This window comes from Agrobacterium sp. 22094, assembly GCF_052046015.1.
GTDB classification, from domain to species: Bacteria; Pseudomonadota; Alphaproteobacteria; order Rhizobiales; family Rhizobiaceae; genus Agrobacterium; species Agrobacterium cavarae.
This window is the reverse complement of record NZ_JBQEPX010000033.1, coordinates 1-396: the sequence shown is the minus strand read 5'-3', so window position 1 is coordinate 396 and position 396 is coordinate 1. Positions and strand designations below refer to the sequence as shown.

Genomic DNA, 396 nt, shown 5'->3' with positions numbered 1-396 from the left:
CGCTGGAATAAACAACGAGTAAAGGTAGCTAGAATTCATGAATACATATCAAATACTAGAAAAGATTACTTGGACAAAATTTCAACTGAAATCATCAAAAACCACGATGTTATCGGTATAGAGGATTTGCAAGTATCGAATATGTTAAAGAATCATAAGTTAGCAAAAGTAATTAGTGAGGTATCTTGGTCACAATTTCGATCCATGTTAGAATACAAAGCAAAATGGTATGGCAAACAAGTCATTGTCGTATCGAAAACATTTGCTTCTAGCCAATTATGTTCTTGTTGTGGATATCAAAATAAAGACGTTAAAAATCTAAACCTACGTGAATGGGACTGTCCTTCTTGTCGTACAAACCATGATAGGGATATTAACGCAAGTATCAATCTAAAG

1 protein-coding gene is annotated in these 396 nt (G+C 33.3%); it reads left to right on the top strand.

From position 1 onward, the window contains the following. Nucleotides 1-396, top strand: a 396-nt coding sequence (locus ACTJK5_RS23060; protein WP_440613324.1) for an RNA-guided endonuclease TnpB family protein, incomplete at both ends; no start/stop codon positions are given.